14 protein-coding genes and 1 pseudogene are annotated in these 20,341 nt (G+C 61.5%); 3 read left to right on the top strand and 12 right to left on the bottom strand.

Going from position 1 to position 20,341, the window contains the following annotated elements; genetic code table 11:
* Window positions 1-444, top strand: coding sequence for a hypothetical protein (locus K5K89_RS03050; protein WP_071492358.1), 444 nt, complete (start codon window positions 1-3; stop codon window positions 442-444).
* A 260-nt stretch (window positions 445-704) separates the two neighbouring features.
* Here the strand turns inward: K5K89_RS03050 and K5K89_RS03045 are convergent, their stop codons facing one another.
* On the bottom strand, window positions 705-1,598 hold the full coding sequence (locus tag K5K89_RS03045) for a LysR family transcriptional regulator (protein WP_222540839.1): 894 nt from the start codon (window positions 1,596-1,598) through the stop codon (window positions 705-707).
* A gap of 172 nt (window positions 1,599-1,770) precedes the next feature.
* On the opposite strand from K5K89_RS03045, the gene K5K89_RS03040 reads away from it, so the two are divergent.
* On the top strand, window positions 1,771-2,997 hold the full coding sequence (locus K5K89_RS03040) for an MFS transporter (RefSeq protein WP_409996324.1): 1,227 nt from the start codon (window positions 1,771-1,773) through the stop codon (window positions 2,995-2,997).
* Between the two features lie 119 nt (window positions 2,998-3,116).
* On the opposite strand, the gene hemE is transcribed toward K5K89_RS03040, so the two are convergent.
* The 11 genes and pseudogenes from hemE to K5K89_RS02985 form a co-directional block, all read right to left on the bottom strand.
* On the bottom strand, window positions 3,117-4,184 hold the full coding sequence (hemE, locus tag K5K89_RS03035; protein ID WP_222540838.1) for a uroporphyrinogen decarboxylase: 1,068 nt from the start codon (window positions 4,182-4,184) through the stop codon (window positions 3,117-3,119).
* Window positions 4,185-4,425: 241 nt separating this feature from the next.
* On the bottom strand, window positions 4,426-5,844 hold the full coding sequence (locus tag K5K89_RS03030; RefSeq protein ID WP_071492362.1) for an FAD-dependent oxidoreductase: 1,419 nt from the start codon (window positions 5,842-5,844) through the stop codon (window positions 4,426-4,428).
* 32 nt (window positions 5,845-5,876) lie between these two features.
* A complete protein-coding gene (gene gltB, locus K5K89_RS03025) occupies window positions 5,877-10,322 on the bottom strand; it encodes a glutamate synthase large subunit (protein ID WP_222540837.1) in 4,446 nt (1,481 codons plus the stop codon).
* 351 nt (window positions 10,323-10,673) lie between these two features.
* Complete coding sequence (locus K5K89_RS03020; protein WP_222540836.1) at window positions 10,674-12,233, bottom strand: SPOR domain-containing protein; 1,560 nt, start codon at window positions 12,231-12,233, stop codon at window positions 10,674-10,676.
* 10 nt (window positions 12,234-12,243) lie between these two features.
* Window positions 12,244-13,344: a 3-dehydroquinate synthase gene (aroB, locus tag K5K89_RS03015; RefSeq protein WP_021492321.1), complete on the bottom strand. Its 1,101-nt coding sequence runs from the start codon at window positions 13,342-13,344 to the stop codon at window positions 12,244-12,246.
* 125 nt (window positions 13,345-13,469) lie between these two features.
* Window positions 13,470-13,988, bottom strand: a complete 519-nt coding sequence (aroK, locus tag K5K89_RS03010) for a shikimate kinase AroK (protein WP_003171222.1) — start codon at window positions 13,986-13,988, stop codon at window positions 13,470-13,472.
* Between the two features lie 4 nt (window positions 13,989-13,992).
* A pseudogene (locus tag K5K89_RS03005) lies at window positions 13,993-15,249 on the bottom strand (type IV pilus secretin PilQ); the annotation flags it as partial.
* A gap of 139 nt (window positions 15,250-15,388) precedes the next feature.
* A complete protein-coding gene (locus K5K89_RS03000) occupies window positions 15,389-16,354 on the bottom strand; it encodes a pilus assembly protein PilP (protein WP_222540835.1) in 966 nt (321 codons plus the stop codon).
* On the bottom strand, window positions 16,351-16,905 hold the full coding sequence (locus tag K5K89_RS02995; RefSeq protein ID WP_222540834.1) for a PilN domain-containing protein: 555 nt from the start codon (window positions 16,903-16,905) through the stop codon (window positions 16,351-16,353). Before K5K89_RS02995 ends, K5K89_RS03000 begins: the two co-directional genes overlap by 4 nt.
* A complete protein-coding gene (pilM, locus tag K5K89_RS02990) occupies window positions 16,902-17,555 on the bottom strand; it encodes a type IV pilus assembly protein PilM (protein ID WP_093121363.1) in 654 nt (217 codons plus the stop codon). The genes K5K89_RS02995 and pilM overlap by 4 nt, the downstream gene beginning before the upstream one ends.
* Before the next feature lie 23 nt (window positions 17,556-17,578).
* Complete coding sequence (locus tag K5K89_RS02985) at window positions 17,579-17,725, bottom strand: hypothetical protein (RefSeq protein WP_222540833.1); 147 nt, start codon at window positions 17,723-17,725, stop codon at window positions 17,579-17,581.
* Between the two features lie 51 nt (window positions 17,726-17,776).
* Between K5K89_RS02985 and K5K89_RS02980 the strand changes: the two genes are divergently transcribed.
* Window positions 17,777-20,236: a penicillin-binding protein 1A gene (locus tag K5K89_RS02980; RefSeq protein WP_371322039.1), complete on the top strand. Its 2,460-nt coding sequence runs from the start codon at window positions 17,777-17,779 to the stop codon at window positions 20,234-20,236.
* The last annotated feature ends 105 nt before the right edge of the window (window positions 20,237-20,341 follow it).

Here is a 20,341-nt window from a genome sequence, read left to right as displayed (position 1 = left end):
ATGTCTTCCTTGCTACGCGTTACCTTGATCACCCTGGCCCTGCTGGTCAGCGCAGGCTGCACCAGCAAACCGATCCTCAATACCCAGCACGACCTGCCGGCCAACGCCCAGGTCAGCGAAGAAAAAATGAAAACGGTGATCGTCAACGCCCTGCAAAAGCGCGAATGGACGGTACAACGCCTCAGCCCGCAACTGGTGCAGGCCGAAATCACTGTGCGTAACCAGTACTACGCCGCCATCGACATCCGCTACACCCGCAACAGCTACGCCATCACCTACCGCGACAGCCGCGAACTGGGCTACAAGGATGGCAAGATCCATCGCAACTACAACCGTTGGGTGAACAATCTGGATAGCGATATCATGGCGGGCTTGCGCAGCAATGGCGTGAATGAGGCAGGGTCGGCGGCGCAGTTGTTTGAGCAAACCGGCACCACCAAGTAAAACGAATTCAGGCTCTACAGAAACGACAAAGGGCGCCTTTCGGCGCCCTCTTCACAAACAGGTTGGCTTGTCATCGCCGCTTCCTGCCTGGCTCTGCGATTGCTGGTTGCCCAGGATCCTCAGAGTCTCACAAGCCCCTTTCGGGAACGTGGGCAGTATGCCTGAAAACAACTTTACGGCAACCTGTGGCAAAGTGCCGACTCTGCGAATCTTTCCCGCGAATCGCTAAGCAGCTTGCGTTACCTGATATGTGAGCACGTCTACACCCAGGCCTTGCGTGTCAACAACTCCACAAACGCCTCTGCCATCGGCGTCTGCGCGCCTTTGCGTTGCACCAGCCACACTGCCGTCATCGCCTCCTGATCCAGCAGCGTGCGATACACCACACCATCGATCCGAATGCGCTGGTAGGACGCCGGCAGTACCGACACGCCCAAGCCCGCCGCCACTAGGCCGATGATGGTCATCGCCTCCCCGGCCTCCTGGGCAAAGTGCGGGCTGAAGCCAGCATCACGCGCCAGGTTGAGCAACTGGGCATAGAGGCCGCTGCCGTAAGTGCGCGGGAAAAACACAAACGGCTCCTGTGCCAATTGCGCCAGGTGCAAACCACGCTCGCTGCCCGCCACCAACGGGTGACCAGCACTCAACACCGCCACCAAGGGTTCGCGCATCAACTCGACCACGCTCAAGGAATCCGGCAAGGGCAGTGGCCGCATCAAGCCCACCTGGATCGACTCATCCACCAGTGACTCGGCCACTTCGGTGCTGCTCATCTCCTGCAGGTTCAGATGCACCGCCGGGAACGCCTGGCGAAACGCAAAGATCGCCTGGGGAATGCTGGAATTGAACGGCGCCGACGAGGTGAAGCCAATCTTCAGTTCGCCCAGCTCACCCAACTGCGCCCGGCGCGCTACGTCCGCCGCCTTGTCCACCTGCGCCAGCACCAGCCGCGCCTCTTGCAGGAACAACCGCCCCGCTTCACTCAGTTCGACCCGACGATTGGTACGCTCAAACAACCGCGCCCCCACTTCCTGCTCCAGCGCCTGGATCTGCTGGCTCAGCGGCGGCTGCGAAATGCCCAGCACCTGCGCGGCCCGGCCGAAATGCAGTTCCTCGGCGACGGCGATGAAGTACCGCAAGTGACGCAATTCCATGCAAGCCTCATTAGGTCGTTAAAGCTATCAAACAGGTCGAACAATATATTGGAAAGAATCATTAGGGAGCTATATTCTTTTTTGCATTGCCTGTCCTGGCACGCTCTTCCTCCCCGAGGTCCCCGTGAAAGCTGTTGTTGCTCCACTCGCTCAAGACGTACCGCCCACCGCCCTGGATGAGGTGGTGGCCCAGCTCAATGACGCGTACATCGAAAAAGGCACGCCGATGTTCATGCGCACGGTGCTGGCGTTGTTTTCCGGCGGGTTCGCCACCTTTGCGTTGTTGTATTGCGTGCAGCCGATGATGCCGGCGCTGTCCCAGGAGTTTTCCATCAATGCGGCACAAAGCAGCCTGATCCTGTCGGTGGCCACGGCGATGCTCGCATGTGGTTTGTTGATCACCGGGCCGATTTCCGACCGCCTGGGGCGCAAGCCGGTGATGGTCTCCGCGTTGTTCTGCGCCGCGCTGGCGACCATCGCCAGCGGCCTTATGCCGACCTGGGAAGGCATCCTGCTGATGCGTGCACTGGTGGGTCTGTCGCTCAGCGGCCTGGCCGCCGTAGCCATGACCTACCTGAGCGAAGAGATCCACCCGCAGCACATCGGCCTGGCCATGGGCTTGTACATCGGCGGTAACGCGATTGGCGGCATGAGCGGGCGGCTGATCATCGGCGTGTTGATCGACTTCGTCAGTTGGCACACCGCCATGCTGATTATTGGCGGTCTGGCGCTGATCGCCGCCACGGTGTTCTGGAAGATCCTCCCCGAATCACGCAACTTCCGCGCTACCAGCCTCAAGCCCCGCAGCCTGGTGGACGGCTTTGTCATGCATTTCAAGGACGCCGGCCTGCCGTGGCTGTTCCTCGAAGCGTTCCTGTTGATGGGCGCGTTCGTGACCATGTTCAACTACATCGGCTATCGCCTGCTGGCCGATCCTTATGACCTGAGCCAAGCCGTGGTCGGCCTGCTGTCGCTGGTGTACCTCTCGGGCATCTACAGCTCGGCGAAAATCGGCTCCCTGGCTGACCGCCTCGGCCGCCGTCGCGTGCTGTGGGGCACCATCGTGCTGATGCTGGCCGGCATGGCCCTGACCTTGTTCACCCCCCTGTGGCTGGTGGTGCCGGGCATGCTGATCTTCACCTTCGGCTTCTTCGGCGCCCACTCGGTGGCCAGCAGCTGGATCGGCCGCCGCGCGGTGAGGGCCAAGGGGCAAGCGTCGTCGCTGTACCTGTTCTGCTACTACGTGGGGTCGAGTATTGCCGGGACGGCAGGCGGGTTCTTCTGGCACTTCGCCGGGTGGAACGGGATCGGCGCGTTTATCGTGGCGCTGTTGATCGGGGCGTTGCTGGTGGCGTTGAAGTTGGCAAAGTTGCCGCCGTTGGGGCAAGCGAAGGCCTGAGTTTCTCTGGCTTTTAATGTGGGAGGGGGCTACACCCCGATGAGGGTAGATCAGTCATAGTTGTACTGACTGGTACACCGCCATCGGGGGCAAGCCCCCTCCCACATTTGTTTTGCGTGTTATTCGTGATACTGCGCCGACAGCTCATGCACCGCGCGCAGGAACGCACCCGCATGCTCCGGATTCACTTCCGGGGTGATGCCATGGCCGAGGTTGAACACGTGCCCGGTGCCTTTGCCGTAGCTGGCCAGGATGCGGCCAACTTCGGTGCGGATGGCTTCAGGCTTGGCGTACAGCACGGTCGGGTCCATGTTGCCTTGCAGCGCGACGCGGTTGCCCACGCGCTGGCGGGCTTCGCCAATGTCGCAGGTCCAGTCCAGGCCCAACGCATCGGCACCAGCGCCGGCAATGCTTTCCAGCCACAGGCCGCCACCCTTGGTGAACATGATTACCGGCACTTTGCGGCCTTCGTGTTCGCGGATCAGGCCGCTGACGATTTTGCGCATGTAGGCCAGGGAGAACTCCTGGTACGCCGCCGCCGACAGGTTGCCGCCCCAGGTGTCGAAGATCTGCACGGCTTGCGCGCCGGCCATGATCTGGCCGTTGAGGTAGGAGGTGACCGACTGTGCCAGCTTGTCCAGCAGCAGGTGCATGGCTTGCGGGTTGTCGTAGAGCATGGCCTTGGTCTTGCGGAAGTCTTTCGACGAGCCGCCTTCGACCATGTAGGTGGCCAGGGTCCAGGGGCTGCCGGAGAAGCCGATCAACGGCACGCGGCCGTTAAGCTCGCGGCGGATGGTGCTGACGGCGTCCATCACGTAACCGAGGTCTTTGTGGGGGTCTGGAATCGGCAGGGCCTCGATATCGGCCAGGGTGCTGACGACTTTCTTGAAACGCGGGCCTTCGCCGGTCTCGAAGTACAGGCCCTGGCCCATGGCGTCAGGGATGGTGAGGATGTCGGAAAAAAGGATGGCCGCGTCCAATTGTGGATAGCGGTCCAGCGGCTGCATCGTGACTTCGCAGGCGAACTCCGGGTTCATGCACAGGCTCATGAAATCGCCGGCGTTGGCGCGACTGGCGCGGTATTCCGGCAGGTAGCGACCGGCCTGGCGCATCATCCACACAGGGGTGACGTCCACGGGTTGCTTGAGCAGGGCACGAAGGAAACGGTCGTTCTTGAGGGCAGTCATGTCGGCATCCGCAAAAAAAGTGCGGGCATTTTCTCAGAGCCAGACGCAAAAGGCACGGTATGAGCCGTGCCTTTTGTCTATCGGGTCAATTTGTCGCGGACATGAAAGCGCTGCAAAAATAAATGTGGGAGGGGGCTTGCCCCCGATTGCAGTGTGTCAGTCCCAGTATCTGTAACTGAACCACCGCTATCGGGGGCAAGCCCCCTCCGACATTTTTGACCGCATTTCAGCCTGAACGAGATTAGACGTTCAGGTAATCCAGGATCCCTTCGGCGGCATTGCGGCCTTCGAAGATCGCGGTTACCACCAGGTCAGAACCGCGCACCATGTCGCCACCGGCGAAGATCTTCGGGTTGCTGGTCTGGTGCTTGTACTGGCCTTGTTCCGGGGCCACGACGCGGCCCTGGCTGTCGGTCTGGATCTGGAACTGCTCGAACCACGGCGCCGGGCTTGGGCGGAAGCCGAAGGCGATGACCACGGCATCGGCCGGGATGATCTCTTCGGAACCCGGGATCGGCTCGGGGCTGCGACGGCCACGGGCGTCCGGTTCGCCGAGACGGGTCTCGACAACCTTCACACCCTCGACACGCTCTTCACCGACGATTGCAATAGGCTGGCGGTTGTAGAGGAATTTCACGCCTTCTTCCTTGGCGTTCTTCACCTCTTTGCGCGAGCCCGGCATGTTGGCTTCGTCCCGACGATAGGCACAGGTTACCGACTTGGCGCCCTGGCGGATCGAGGTGCGGTTGCAGTCCATCGCGGTGTCACCACCGCCGAGCACCACGACCTTCTTGCCTTTCATGTCGACGAAGTCTTCCGGCGACTTTTCAAAGCCCAGGTTGCGGTTGACGTTGGCGATCAGGAAATCGAGCGCGTCATAAACGCCCGGCAGGTCCTCACCGGCGAAACCGCCCTTCATGTAGGTGTAGGTGCCCATGCCCATGAACACGGCATCGTATTCTTCGAGCAGTTGCTCCATGGTGATGTCCTTGCCGACTTCGGTATTGAGGCGGAACTCGATACCCATGCCGGTGAACACTTCACGACGGTTGCTCAGGACGGTTTTTTCCAACTTGAACTCGGGGATGCCGAAGGTCAGCAGGCCGCCGATTTCCGGGTTCTTGTCGAACACCACCGGGGTCACGCCGCCACGTACCAGCACGTCGGCACAGCCCAGGCCCGCCGGGCCGGCGCCGATGATCGCGACGCGCTTGCCGGTCGGCTTGACCTTGGACATATCCGGGCGCCAGCCCATGGCGAACGCGGTGTCGGTGATGTACTTCTCCACCGAACCGATGGTCACCGCGCCGAAGCCGTCGTTGAGGGTGCAGGCACCCTCGCACAGACGGTCCTGCGGGCACACCCGGCCGCAGACTTCCGGCAGGGTATTGGTCTGGTGCGACAGCTCGGCGGCAGCGAGGATGTTGCCCTCGGCCACCAACTTGAGCCAGTTGGGAATGAAGTTGTGCACCGGGCACTTCCATTCGCAATACGGGTTACCGCACCCCAGGCAGCGGTGGGCCTGGTCGGCCGAGTGCTGGGGTTTGAAGGGTTCGTAGATTTCCACGAACTCTTTCTTGCGTTGACGCAACAGTTTCTTCTTCGGATCTTTGCGCCCGACATCGATGAACTGGAAGTCGTTATTCAGACGTTCAGCCATGTTAAAACCTCATCAAACTCTTCAGGCGCATATCACTGCGGGTTGGCACGGATGCTGGAAAGCAACGATTTCAGGTTGGCAGCCTTGGGCTTGACCAGCCAGAAACGACGCAGGTAATCATCGAGGTTTTCGGCGAGGTTACGACCCCATTCGCTGCCGGTTTCCTCGACGTACTCGTCCAGCACGTGCTGCAAGTGGTTCCGGTAGGACTCCATGGCTTCGCCGCTGATCCGCTGGATCTCGACCAACTCGTGGTTGACCTTGTCGACGAAGGTGTTGTCCTGGTCGAGCACGTAGGCGAAACCGCCGGTCATGCCCGAACCGAAGTTGTAACCGGTCTTGCCCAGTACCGCGACAAAGCCCCCGGTCATGTACTCGCAGCAGTGATCGCCAGTGCCTTCCACCACGGTGTGGGCTCCGGAGTTACGCACGGCGAAACGCTCACCGGCAGTACCGGCAGCGAACAGCTTGCCACCGGTGGCGCCGTACAAGCAGGTGTTGCCGATGATGGCACTGTCCTGGGTCTTGTACACGCTGCCTTTAGGCGGAACGATCACCAGCTTGCCGCCGGTCATGCCCTTGCCCACGTAGTCGTTGGCGTCGCCTTCCAGGTACATGTGCAAGCCACCGGCGTTCCATACGCCGAAGCTCTGCCCAGCAGTGCCCTTGAAGCGGAAAGTGATCGGCGCTTTCGCCATGCCCTGGTTACCGTGCTTGCGCGCGATTTCGCCGGAGATGCGTGCACCGATGGAACGGTCGCAGTTGCAGATATCCAGGGCGAACTCGCCACCGCTGGCGTCGTTGATCGAGGAACCGGCCATGTCGACCATCTTCTCGGCCAACAGGCCTTTGTCGAACGGTGGATTACGGTCCACGCCGCAGAACTGCGGTTTGTCGGCCGGGATATGATCGCTGCCCAACAGCGGCGTCAGGTCCAGGTGGTTCTGCTTGGCGGTCTGGCCTTCGAGGACTTCCAGCAGATCGGTACGGCCGATCAGCTCTTCCAGCGAACGCACGCCCAGCTTGGCCAGCCACTCACGGGTCTCTTCGGCGACGTAGGTGAAGAAATTCACCACCATGTCGACGGTGCCGATGTAGTGATCCTTGCGCAGCTTCTCGTTCTGAGTGGCGACACCGGTGGCGCAGTTGTTCAGGTGGCAGATGCGCAGGTATTTGCAGCCCAGGGCGATCATCGGTGCAGTGCCAAAGCCAAAGCTCTCCGCACCGAGGATCGCGGCCTTGATCACGTCGAGGCCGGTTTTCAGGCCGCCGTCGGTCTGCACGCGCACCTTGCCACGCAGGTCGTTGCCGCGCAGGGTCTGGTGGGTTTCGGCCAGGCCGAGTTCCCACGGCGCGCCGGCGTACTTGATGGAAGTCAGCGGCGAAGCGCCGGTGCCGCCGTCGTAGCCAGAGATGGTGATCAGGTCGGCATAGGCCTTGGCCACACCGGCGGCGATAGTGCCCACGCCGGCTTCCGCCACCAGCTTCACCGAGACCAGCGCCTGCGGGTTGACTTGTTTCAAGTCGAAAATCAGCTGCGACAAGTCTTCGATCGAATAGATGTCGTGGTGCGGCGGCGGCGAGATCAGGGTCACGCCCGGCACTGCATAACGCAGCTTGGCGATCAGACCGTTGACCTTGCCGCCTGGCAGCTGGCCGCCTTCACCGGGCTTGGCGCCCTGGGCCACCTTGATCTGCAGCACTTCGGCGTTGACCAGGTATTCCGGGGTTACACCGAAACGGCCGGTGGCGACCTGCTTGATTTTCGAGCTCTTGATGGTGCCGTAGCGCGCCGGGTCTTCACCGCCTTCGCCGGAGTTGGAACGCGCGCCCAGGCGGTTCATGGCTTCGGCCAGGGCTTCGTGAGCCTCGGGCGACAACGCGCCCAGGGAGATACCGGCGGAGTCGAAGCGCTTGAGGATCGATTCCAGCGGCTCGACTTCGGCGATGTCCATCGGCGTGTCCAGGGTCTTCACCTTGAACAGGTCACGGATCATCGACACCGGGCGGTTGTCCACCAGCGAGGTGTATGCCTTGAACTTGGCGTAGTCGCCCTGCTGCACGGCGGCTTGCAGGGTGTTGACTACGTCCGGGTTATACGCGTGGTATTCGCCACCGTGCACGAACTTGAGCAGGCCGCCTTGCTGGATCGGCTTGCGCGCACTCCAGGCTTCGGCTGCCAGGGCTTTCTGTTCAGCTTCGATATCGACGAAACGTGCGCCCTTGATGCGACTTGGCACTCCCCGGAAGCTCAGCTCGCAGACTTCTTCGGACAGGCCGATGGCTTCGAACAGTTGCGCACCGCGATAAGACGTAACGGTGGAGATGCCCATCTTCGACAGGATCTTCAGCAGGCCTTTGGTGATGCCCTTGCGGTAGTTCTTGAACACCTCATAGAGGTCGCCCAGCACTTCACCGGTACGGATCAGGTCACCCAGCACTTCGTACGCAAGGAACGGGTACACCGCCGAGGCGCCGAAACCGATCAACACCGCAAAGTGATGCGGGTCGCGGGCGGTGGCGGTTTCGACAAGGATGTTGGAGTCGCAACGCAGGCCTTTCTCGGTCAGGCGGTGGTGCACCGCGCCAGTCGCCAGCGAGGCGTGGATCGGCAGCTTGCCCGGCGCGATGTGGCGGTCGGTCAGTACGATCTGGGTACGACCAGCACGCACGGCTTCTTCGGCCTGGTCGGCGACGTTGCGCACTGCGGCTTCAAGGCCGAGGCTCTCGTCGTAGTTCAGGTCGATGATCTGGCGGTCAAAGCCCGGGCGCTCCAGGGTCATCAGCGAGCGCCACTTGGCCGGAGACACGACCGGCGAGCTGAGGATCACGCGGGAGGCGTGCTCAGGCGACTCCTGGAAGATGTTGCGCTCGGCACCGAGGCACACCTCCAGGGACATCACGATAGCTTCGCGCAGCGGGTCGATAGGCGGGTTGGTCACCTGGGCGAACTGCTGGCGGAAATAGTCGTACGGCGTACGCACGCGCTGGGACAGCACGGCCATCGGCGTGTCATCGCCCATGGAGCCAACCGCCTCGTAGCCTTGCTCACCGAGCGGACGCAGCACCTGGTCGCGCTCTTCGAACGTGACCTGGTACATCTTCATGTATTGCTTGAGTTGGTCCACGTCGTAGAACGCCGAACCATGGTCGTTGTCTTCCATGGTCGCCTGGATGCGCAGGGCGTTCTTGCGCAGCCATTGCTTGTACGGGTGACGGGACTTCAAGCGGTTGTCGATGGCGTCGGTGTCGAGGATCTGCCCGGTTTCGGTGTCCACGGCCAGGATCTGGCCCGGCCCCACGCGGCCTTTGGCGATGACGTCTTCGGGCTTGTAGTCCCACACGCCGATTTCCGAAGCCAGGGTGATGAAACCGTTGGTAGTGGTGACCCAACGCGCCGGGCGCAGACCGTTACGGTCGAGCAGGCATACCGCATAGCGACCGTCGGTCATGACCACGCCGGCCGGGCCGTCCCACGGTTCCATGTGCATCGAGTTGTACTCGTAGAATGCACGCAGGTCCGGGTCCATGGTCTCGACGTTCTGCCACGCTGGCGGAATGATCATGCGCACGCCACGGAACAGGTCGATGCCGCCGGTGACCATCAGTTCGAGCATGTTGTCCATGCTGGAGGAGTCGGAACCCACGCGGTTGACCAGCGGGCCGAGCTCTTCCAGGTCCATCAAATCGTTGGCGAACTTGGTGCGACGGGCCACGGCCCAGTTGCGGTTGCCGGTGATGGTGTTGATCTCGCCGTTGTGGGCGAGGAAGCGGAATGGCTGGGCCAGCGGCCATTTCGGCAGGGTGTTGGTGGAGAAGCGCTGGTGGAACACGCAGATTGCGGTCTGCAGGCGCTCATCGCTCAGGTCTGGATAGAAGGCGGTGAGGTCCGCCGGCATCATCAGGCCTTTATAAATGATGGTCTTGTGGGAAAAGCTGCAGATGTAGTGGTCGGTGTCGGCGGCATTGGCAACGGACGAGCGGCGACGCGACGTGAACAGCTTGATCGCCATGTCCTGGTCGCTCAGGCCGTCCCCGGCGATGAACACTTGCTCGATCTGCGGCAGGCGCTCGAGGGCCAGGCGGCCGAGCACGCTGGTGTCGATCGGCACTTTGCGCCAGCCGACGAGTTGCAGGCCGGCAGCCAGGATCTCGCGGTTCATGTTCTCGCGAGCGGCTTCGGCTTTGACCGGGTCCTGGTTGAAAAACACCATGCCCACGGCGTACTGCTTGGGCAGGTCGACCGCAAATTGTTCTTTTGCGACAGCGCGCAGGAACAGGTCGGGCTTTTGAATCAGCAAGCCGCAGCCGTCACCAGTCTTGCCGTCGGCGTTGATCCCACCGCGGTGGGTCATGCAGGTCAGGGCCTCGATGGCCGTTTGCAAAAGGGTATGACTGGGCTCGCCCTGCATATGGGCTATCAGGCCGAAACCGCAGTTATCCTTGAATTCATCGGGTTGGTACAGACCTGCTTTCATAGACACTTTCTCACCAGGCTGCCTCTTATTCCGAGGCAAATTTCTTTTCAATTCAACCGGTTACCTTCCACGCCGAACGTACGCCGGCTTAGCGGGGGCAAAAGGGAGGTCATTGTACACACCGACACAGACGCTCACAAATTTAGCGACGAAATGTCGCAAATCTATGTCGCATTTATGAAAGGTTTAAAGCGATATGCTGTGCTAGTCAAAACTTTTTTAATTCTGACCGTTACGACTCAAAAGCCACTGTGACGCAGACACCACAAAGCGCGCGGTCTCTAGAGACAGCACGCACTTGTGGTTTTTTTGAGGTGCCGGGAGGGCGGCCTGGGTAAGGCCGCCGAATCTTCAGCGAGTTGTTGCCAGTTCTTGTTGAACGCTGGCAACAGTGCGAGGCCAAGGTTTACCAGCCTGAACCTTCGCTGGCAAGGCCTTGATGGCAGAATCAGCCGCTGCACGGCTGGAGAAACTGCCATAGGTGATCACGTAGAGAGGCTTGCCGTTGAGCACTTTCTTGAAATAACGGTACTCGCCGCCCTGCTCTTTCACGAACGCCTGGGCGTTGGCTTCGGAGCTGGTGCCGAGGATCTGCACCACGAAGTTGCCGGAAGGCTGGCTGCCATACCAGCCGCTACCTGCAGCACCGGCCTTGGCAACGGTGGCGGCCGGTTTTTCAGCAGGCTTGGCAGCCGGGGCCGGAGCGGGCTTGGCGGCTGGCGCTGGCGCAACAGGTTTGGTCACAGGCGCAGGCTTGGCGGTTGCAACAGTCGGTGCCGGCGTTGGTTTTGCCACTGGCTGACCGGCTGGGACGCCCGCAGGTGGTGCAGTGGTCGTGACGGTCGGCGGTGTTGCGCTGGAACCTTCCACCGGCACGCCGTCATCACCTTCGGAGATACCACCAGCTTCTTCGGCGAGCGGGCCGCGCATGACAGGTTGGCCAACCATCGGCAGGTTGGTCGGTTGCCCGGAATTGGCGAACTCGACGTTTGGCGTGGGTTTGCCCAGTGGCAACTGCGCCTGTTCGGTTGGCGCGCCGGCCGTAGTCGGTGCCTTGCTGCGGCCTGGAATCAACCAGGCGGCGGCGACAGCGACCACGACAACGGCGGAAATAGCCAATACGTGTTTCTTAGGCATAGTGAACCCCATCTTTGGACGCTTGACCGCTGTGCGGCTGGCAATCATGGCTTCGATCATGGCATCGCGGGCAACCTGGTTGATGGTGCCAGGCCAGCCGTCGGAGCTTTCGTGAATATCAGAGATCTGTTGAGCGGAGAAAAGTTCGATACCCGCGCCCGCGCCTTCCAGGCGTTGAGCCAGGTATTCGCGGGTTTCTTCCTCTTCGTACGGCTGCAGTTCGATGACGTGGAACAGCTCCTGATCACCGCTGATCTGCTCCAGCTCGGCAATCAGCGACGACTCACCAAACAGGAACACGTGGGGGCGACCTTCCGGCGTACCGGCTGCCAGCGCCAGCAGCGCTTCGAGGGCGGATTCGTCGAGCTGTTCGGCGTCATCCACCAGCAGGTAGACTTCCTGGCCGGTCAGGCCCAGTTGTACCACTTGCTTGAGGATTGCGTTCGGCTCGGCAGTCGCCACGTCCAGCGCCTGGGCGACCTGGCGCAACACGCCCGCCGCATCACCGGCACCACGGGCCGACACCACCACGCTCTGCACCGACTGCTTGTTAGTGCTGGCCACCAGGGCCTGGCGCAGCAAGGTTTTGCCGCTGCCCAAAGGGCCGGTCACGACCAGCAGCAATTGGCTGTAGCGCGCGAGGTGATGCAACTGGCCGAGCACTGGTTTGCGCTGGGCCGGGAAAAATTTGAAACCAGGCACCCGTGGAGCAAAAGGGTCGTGGCTTAACTGGTAATGGCCGAGGAACGCCTCGTCGGCATGCAAACTAGTCATCGGGATCTTATTAACCTTTAAGCTGGGCCAGGGCGCGGTAATCCGCTCCCAGCGTGGCCTGTAAAATCTCTTTCGGATAATCGTCGGTCACCACCGCTTCGCCCATGTGGCGCAGCAGCACCAGTCGCAGTCGACCGTCGATCACTTTCTTGTCTATTGCCATATGTTCGAGGAAATCTGCCTCGGTCATCTCTTCAGGCGGAATCACCGGCAAACCGGCGCGCTGGAACAGGCGGATGCCACGGTCACGCTCCTGGGCACTGATCCAGCCCAGGCGCTGCGACATCTCCAGTGCCATCACGGTGCCAGCCGCAACGGCTTCCCCATGCAACCACACACCATAGCCCATGTGGGTTTCGATCGCATGGCCGAAGGTGTGACCCAGGTTCAAGGTGGCCCGTACGCCGGACTCCCGTTCGTCGGCATTCACCACGAGTGCCTTGGCGGCACAGGATCGGGAAATGGCTTCGGTGAGGGCCGCCTGGTCGAGATTGCGCAAGGCGTCGACGTGCTCTTCCAGCCAGGTCAGGAACGGTTCGTCGCAGATCAGCCCGTACTTGATGACTTCCGCCAGACCCGCCGACAGCTCACGCGGCGGCAAGGTGTTGAGAGTCGCGGTGTCGATCAGCACGGCTTGCGGCTGGTAGAACGCGCCCACCATATTCTTGCCCAGCGGGTGGTTGATGCCGGTCTTGCCGCCCACCGACGAATCCACCTGGGACAGCAGGGTGGTCGGCACCTGGATAAAGTCCACGCCACGCTGGTAGCAGGCCGCTGCAAAGCCGGCCATGTCGCCGATCACACCGCCGCCCAGGGCGATCACGGTAGTACGGCGGTCATGACGTGCAGTCAGCAGGCCATCAAAGATCAGTTGCAGGGTTTCCCAGTTCTTATGGGCCTCGCCGTCGGGCAGGATCACAGAAATAACGGAGTACGCCGCGAGGCTGCGGCTCAGACGCTCAAGATACAGCGGCGCGACCGTTTCATTGGAGATGATCGCCACTTGCCGCCCGGCAATATGCGGTGCGAGCAACTCGGGCTGGTCCAACAGACCTTCGCCAATATGGATCGGGTAGCTTCGCTCGCCTAGATCGACCTTAAGTGTCTGCATGTGTCCCCGCGTTGAAGATGTATTGACGACCGGTAACGCCAAACACTGACGCTGCCTGATGGCTCTACGCCACACCTTGGGAGGTGTTGGCGCGCCGCCGAGAATAGCGCATTTCGGGCCTGGCTTTAACGGGGTGGCAGCCGTTGCAGGCGCTCAAGAATGTCGAGGACCACCATCCGGGGTGGCCGCTCATCGGTTTCCACCACCAGATCGGCAATTTCCCGATACAGCGGATCGCGCAGCGCCAGCAAATCCCGCAGGGTTTTCTCCGGATTGGCCGTGCGCAGTAACGGGCGATTGCGATCACGGGCGGTGCGGCCCACTTGCTGCTCGACCGACGCATGCAGGTAGACCACGCGGCCACCGGCATGCAGCGCGCGACGGTTCTCGTCACGCATCACCGCGCCACCACCGGTCGCCAATACCACGCCATCGCAGCCGCACAGCTCGGCAATCATCGCCTGCTCGCGGTCACGAAAGCCCAGTTCGCCTTCCTTATCGAAGATCCATGGGATATTGGCACCCGTGCGCAATTCAATTTCCTTGTCGGAATCTTTGAACGGCAGGCGCAGCTCTTTGGCCAGCAAACGGCCGATGGTGCTTTTTCCAGCGCCCATCGGTCCTACAAGAATCAAATTTCGCACAGAATCAACGACTCACAGCAATCGCCTGGTTATTCATAATACGCGGAGTCAGGAATACCAGCAGCTCGGATTTTTTCTCCGCCAGCACATCGCGCCGGAAAAGGCGGCCAAGATACGGCACATCGCCCAAAAATGGCACTTTATCTACCACTTTGCTTTGGGTATTGGAGAAAACCCCGCCGATGACAATGGTCTCGCCATCCTTGACCAGTACCTTGGCGTTGACCTCGTTTTTCTTGATCGGCGGCACGTCGTTGAGTTTATTGAGATAGTCGGGCTCATCCTTGGTGACTTTCACCTCCATGATCACGCGGTCGTCAGGGGTGATTTGCGGGGTGACCTCCAGCGACAGCGAGGCCTCCTTGAACGACACCGAGGTGGCGCCGCTGGAGCTGGATTCCTGGTAGGGAATCTCGGTGCCCTTGAGGATGCGTGCGGTTTCCTTGTCGGACGTGACCACCTTGGGTTGCGAGACGATTTCGCCGTTACCGGTTTTCTCCATGGCGGTGAGCTCCAGGTCCAGCAGCAGGTTGTCGGTGATAAAGGCGATGCCCAAGCCCGAGGTGCCGTTGAATGTCCCCAAGTCCACGAAAGGTGAACTGGGTGGGTTTTCCGGCGGCTCCGCGCCTTCAGGCAGAGGTTTGGGAATGCCACCCGCGCCCCAGTTGCCGCGAGTGAGCCGCCCACCCCAGCGCGCGCCCAGGCTTTTGTCATAATCGACATTCGCCTCGACAATCCGTGCCTCGATCATGACCTGGCGCACCGGCACATCCAGTTGCGCCACGATCCTGCGCAGTTCCTCCAGCCGCTCGCCAGTCTGATAGGCGATGATGTTGTTGGTGCGATCATCCACCGCCACCGAGCCACGCTCATCGGTGACACCCTCAAGGCCCGTGACTGACTGAAACAACTTGGCCAGGTCCGCCGCCTTGGCGTAATTGACCTGCAGCAGCTCCCGACGCAACGGCGCCAGTTCGGCCATTTGCTTGCGCGACTCCAGCGTCAGCAGCTCACGCGCGGCCAACTCCTCGGCGGGCGCGACCAGCAACACACCGGCCTTTACCCGCTTATCCAGGCCCTTGGCTTGCAGCACCAGGTCCAACGCCTGATCCCAAGGCACATCCTTAAGACGCAGGGTGATCGAGCCCTGCACATCGTCGCTGGCAACCAGATTGAGGCCCGCCACATCGGCAATCTGCTGCAGCGCGGTGCGCAACTCGATGCTCTGGAAGTTGAGGTTCAGCTTGTCGCCGGTGTAAGCGCTCGACGTGGCGCTGCCAGGCGGTGGCAACTGGATCAGGTCTACACGATTGGGCACAGCAACAGCCATCGGCGCCGTGAACGCTATCCATAGCGCCACACCGAAGGACAAGAAAATCCTTTTCATTGATTCGATTCCGTTATGAGTTGACGTTCAACACCAGGGTTCGCGGGCGCTCCAGCCATGCACCCTGACCATCAGGAAACAGCTCGACCAGCTCTATGTGACGCTCATGGATGGCCGTGACCCGGCCATGGTCCGGCCCCACATAGTCACCGACCGCCAGGCGATGCACCGTGGAGGCCGCACGCAGCAAGGCGAAAACCTGCGACCCGCGGGACAGCGTGCCGACCATTTCGAACTGGTCCAGCGCAAGGCTTTCCAGGGCTGCGCGTGGCCGGGCGAGATCTGGCGCACGGGCCGGCCGCCCAGGTAGGTGATCGACCTGAACGGCAAGCCGCTGAAAAGGGTCGCGCAGCCCGCAAGCCTCGTAGACAAAGGGCTGCCCTTGGCGGGCCTGACCGCCTCCCCCGCCGCCCGGCTGCCAGTAGCTCTTGACCAGCAGATCAAGGCGCAGCAGCTTGCCATCCCGCCGCAGGACCACATCGTGCACCGTCGCGATTCGCGCCAGACCACCCAAGCTACTCAGGAACGTCGCCAGGTCGTGGTAAGCCCCTGCCACGCCGACCTGTACCGGCTGCTCGTGATAGTACGGCTGGGACTGTTCGTCCAACGGCGTGACACTCTCGACCACCAGACCATTGGCCAATGCCAAGTGCGCGATGTCTTCCAGCAAGCCGGGCATTTCGGATTTGCCCGGCAACGCCCGGAAAAGCTCATCGGCTTTCGCCTGCATCAATTGGAGCTGCTGCGTGCGCGCCTCAAGGGGGGCAGCCATGGCCGTCTTTTGAGCGACTTGCTGTTGCAGGGCCACTTCCCGCACCTCGACCTGGCTTAGCCGCTGACGCGACGGGCTCAGGTACACAAGGTCACCCACCACAAATATCAGGCTCGCCAGCGCACAGCCCAACAGGGCCTTGCCAGGTAGGGGCCATTTTGCAGCGTTGTGAGTGAGTGCAGAAAGATTGAGCCTCAACGGGCTCAAGGTCGCGCCTCGGAAGGCTCGCCCTGTCGCACCATCAACTGGAATTCGTTGTTGCCACGCGCGCCCTCGGTTCGCACCTGTTGCAACCGCGTGGAGTGGGCGCCTTGCGCAGCCTCCAGGCGACGCATCAGTTGGGCGATATCCTGACTCGACTCGGCACTGCCGCTGATACTCACCGTATCGCCCTTCGCCACCACTTCATGCAGATGGACACCGTCGGGTACTGCGCGCGCCAACTGATCCAACAATTGCGCACCGGACGAGCGGGAGTCGTGCAGGTCCTGCACAACCTTCATGCGCTGCGCCAACTGCTGGCTTTGCTCCTGCAGGTCATCGATGGTCTTGATGCGCGAATCCAGGCCGGTGATTTGCTTGCCCAGATGGTCATTACGGGTCACTTGCCGGTCAATGGCCTGGTCGATCACCTGGTCCGCCAGCCATACGGCTGCGAGCGCCGCGCAGGCGAACGCCAGCAGACACGCCAGCAGGTACTTGCGTCGCCGCTCCGCCAGCGCCTGGCGCCAAGGCAAAAGGTTGATTCGTGTCTTCAAGCGAAACTCCTCAGGGCCAACCCGCAAGCAATTCCCATCCCGTGGGCGTCCACGGCCCATTGTGCACCATCGACTCGATGGCCCGGCGTGAAGCTGGCGAAATCCTGACTGCATGCGCGCGCCAATGCAAACGCTTCGACATCGACCACCCTCGGCACCAGCCCGGCCAGCGCCAGAACCGCCTCCCGTGCCTCGACGTGTTCCTTCAGGCACGCCGCCAGCAGCACCTCGACACGACCTGGGTCCAGGGCGGTCGGCCCGCGCACTTGAAAGTCGATGGCCACGTCATCCAATGGATAAGGAATGTACTGGTCTGCCTCCATCTGGATCATCCAGGCCATCTCATCGTCGGTGAGCCCAGCCTCCATCTCGATTATGCGCGTGATCACCGAGGGCCCGGATACCGCAGCGGCAGCACCACGGACCGACGTTGCCATTCGCGACAACGCACTGCGCAAGGTGCGTCCCACGCCTTCGAGATCCAGGAATGTGCCGTCGACCACCGAGCGTACCGGCAATGCCTGGGTGACATAGGCCCGAATGTGGTAACCCGTGATTGAACGGCCCAGCTCCACCAGCCGGATTGCCGTGTCATTGATGTCGACGCCCAGCAGGGTATCGAGTTTTCCCGTGAAAAATCCTTTTCCCATAAAACTCCCTAAAGCTTTGCCTGTCATACCGCCTGATTGCCGCCGGGGGTCATGCATTCGGTCGACTTGTTGAGCAGGTGCGAATGACGCCCCAAGTCGAAAAATGCTTTAATGCCCAGCGTTTTTTGCCGCTTTTTATCTGCAGCTCGGGTCGATCCATCGATTGCCATGCAAGCCCCGACGCCTAACCCATTCTTTTCTCTGGAAATCCAAAAGCCTTGATTCGTCTGCTGAAGTTTTTCGGGTACTCCATTGTCGCCATCGTTTGCGGGCTGCTGCTCGTGCTCAGCGGGGCCTACCTCTACCTTAGTCCGGGTTTGCCCTCCGTAGAGGCTCTCAGAAGTATCCAGTTGCAGATTCCTTTGCGGGTCTACAGCAGCGATGAAAAACTGATCGCGGAGTTCGGCGAAATGCGCCGCACACCGATCCGTTTTGCCGATATTCCACCCAATTTCATCAGCGCCCTGCTCTCGGCCGAGGACGATAATTTTGCCAACCACTATGGCGTCGACCCCAGCAGCCTGGTGCGTGCGGCCACGCAATTGGTAAAAAGCGGACACATTCAATCCGGCGGCAGCACCATCACCATGCAGGTGGCGAAGAACTTCTTCCTGACCAGCGAGCGCAGCTTTTCGCGCAAGGCCACCGAGATTCTCCTGGCGCTGCAAATCGAACGCCAGTTGACCAAGGATGAGATCCTTGAGCTGTACGTGAACAAGATCTACCTGGGCAACCGCGCCTACGGGATCGAGGCGGCCTCGCAGGTCTACTATGGCAAGTCCATCCGTGACGCCAGCCTGGCGCAGATGGCCATGATCGCCGGCCTGCCCAAGGCGCCCTCACGCTTCAACCCACTGGCCAACCCGGCGCGCAGCAAAGAGCGCCGCGACTGGATCCTGGGGCGCATGTACAAGCTGGGCAAGATCGACCAGGCCGCTTACGAAAGCGCCATCGCCGAGCCGTTGAATGCCAGCTACCACGTGCCGACGCCGGAAGTGAACGCCCCTTACATCGCCGAAATGGCGCGCGCCGAGATGGTCGGCCGCTACGGCAGCGAGGCGTATACCGAAGGTTTCCGCGTGACCACCACCGTGCCGAGCGACTTGCAGGATATCGCCAATAATTCGGTGCATTCCGGCCTGATCACCTATGACCAGCGTCACGGCTACCGTGGCCCCGAATCACGCCTGCCGGGCAAGACCCTGAGCGCATGGACCACCGAGCTGGGCAAACAGCGTGCGATCAGCGGCCTGGAGCCGGCCATCGTCACCCAAGTGAAAAAAGATGGCGTGCAGGTCCTGACCCGCACCGGCGAAGCCCATGTGGCGTGGGACAGCATGAAGTGGGCGCGCCCGTTCCTGAACACCAACAGCATGGGCCCGATGCCCAAGCAACCGTCGGACGTGGCGCAGGTGGGCGATTTGATCCGCGTACAACGCCAGAAGGACGACAGCCTCAAGTTCAGCCAGGTGCCGCTGGCCCAGGGCGCACTGGTGTCGCTGGACCCGCAGAACGGTGCAATCCGTGCCCTGGTCGGTGGCTTCGCGTTCGAGCAGAGCAACTACAACCGCGCGACCCAGGCCAAGCGCCAACCGGGCTCGAGCTTCAAGCCGTTCATCTACAGCGCCGCGCTGGACAACGGCTACACCGCCGCCAGCCTGGTCAACGATGCACCCATCGTGTTTGTCGACGAGTACCTGGACAAGGTCTGGCGCCCGAAGAACGACACCAACACCTTCCTAGGCCCGATCCGCATCCGCGAAGCGCTGTACAAGTCGCGCAACCTGGTGTCGATCCGCTTGCTGCAGGCAATGGGCGTGGGCAAGACCATCGATTACATGACGCGCTTCGGTTTCGCCAAGTCAGACCTGCCGCCCAACCTGTCCCTCGCCCTGGGCACCGCGACCCTCACACCGATGGAAATCGCCACCGGCTGGAGCACCTTTGCCAACGGCGGCTACAAGATCACACCGTACCTGATCGACAAGATCGAAAGCCGCAACGGCGACACCCTGTTCACCGCCAACCCACCACGCGTGCCGGGTGACGTGGTCAACGGCGTGGCAGCGACGGATGGCCTGGCAGCACCGAGCAATGGCGGCATCACCATCGAGCCGACCCCAGGCACGACGCAGGCCGCCAACGGTACCCCGGCGGAGCCACAGGCGCCGGCAGTTGCCGAGCGTATTGTCGACGGCCGTACCACTTATATTCTCAACAGCATCCTGGAAGATGTGATCAAGAAGGGGACCGGCCGCCGCGCCCTGGCGCTGAACCGGCCAGACATCGCCGGCAAGACCGGTACCACCAACGAATCCAAGGACGCCTGGTTCTCCGGCTACAACGCCGACTACGTGACCACCGTGTGGACCGGCTATGACCAGCCGGAAAGCCTGGGTCGCCGCGAGTTCGGTGGCACCGTCGCACTGCCGATCTGGATGAGCTACATGGGCGCAGCCTTGAAGGACAAGCCGCCGCACACCCAGCCGGAGCCGGAAGGCATCCTCAGCCTGCGCATCGACCCGATCAGTGGCCGTGCGGCCTCGCCAAGCACACCGAATGCGTACTTCGAACTGTTCAAGAGCGAAGACACGCCGCCGTCGGTCAATGAGCTGGGCAATGGCGTTGCACCGGGTAGCCCGCTGCCGGCGGATGAGGCGGCGCCGATCGATCTGTTCTAGTGAGATTTATGGCCTGAAACAGATTCAATGTGGGAGCGGGCTTGCCCGCGATTGCGGTGTGTCAGGCGCCACATGAGCTGATTGATCCATCGCTATCGCGGGCAA

The organism is Pseudomonas sp. DR208 (genome assembly GCF_019823005.1).
In the GTDB taxonomy this organism is placed as follows: domain Bacteria; phylum Pseudomonadota; class Gammaproteobacteria; order Pseudomonadales; family Pseudomonadaceae; genus Aquipseudomonas; species Aquipseudomonas extremorientalis.
The sequence above is the reverse complement of the archived record's forward strand: the minus strand, read 5'-3'. Positions and strand labels throughout refer to the sequence as shown.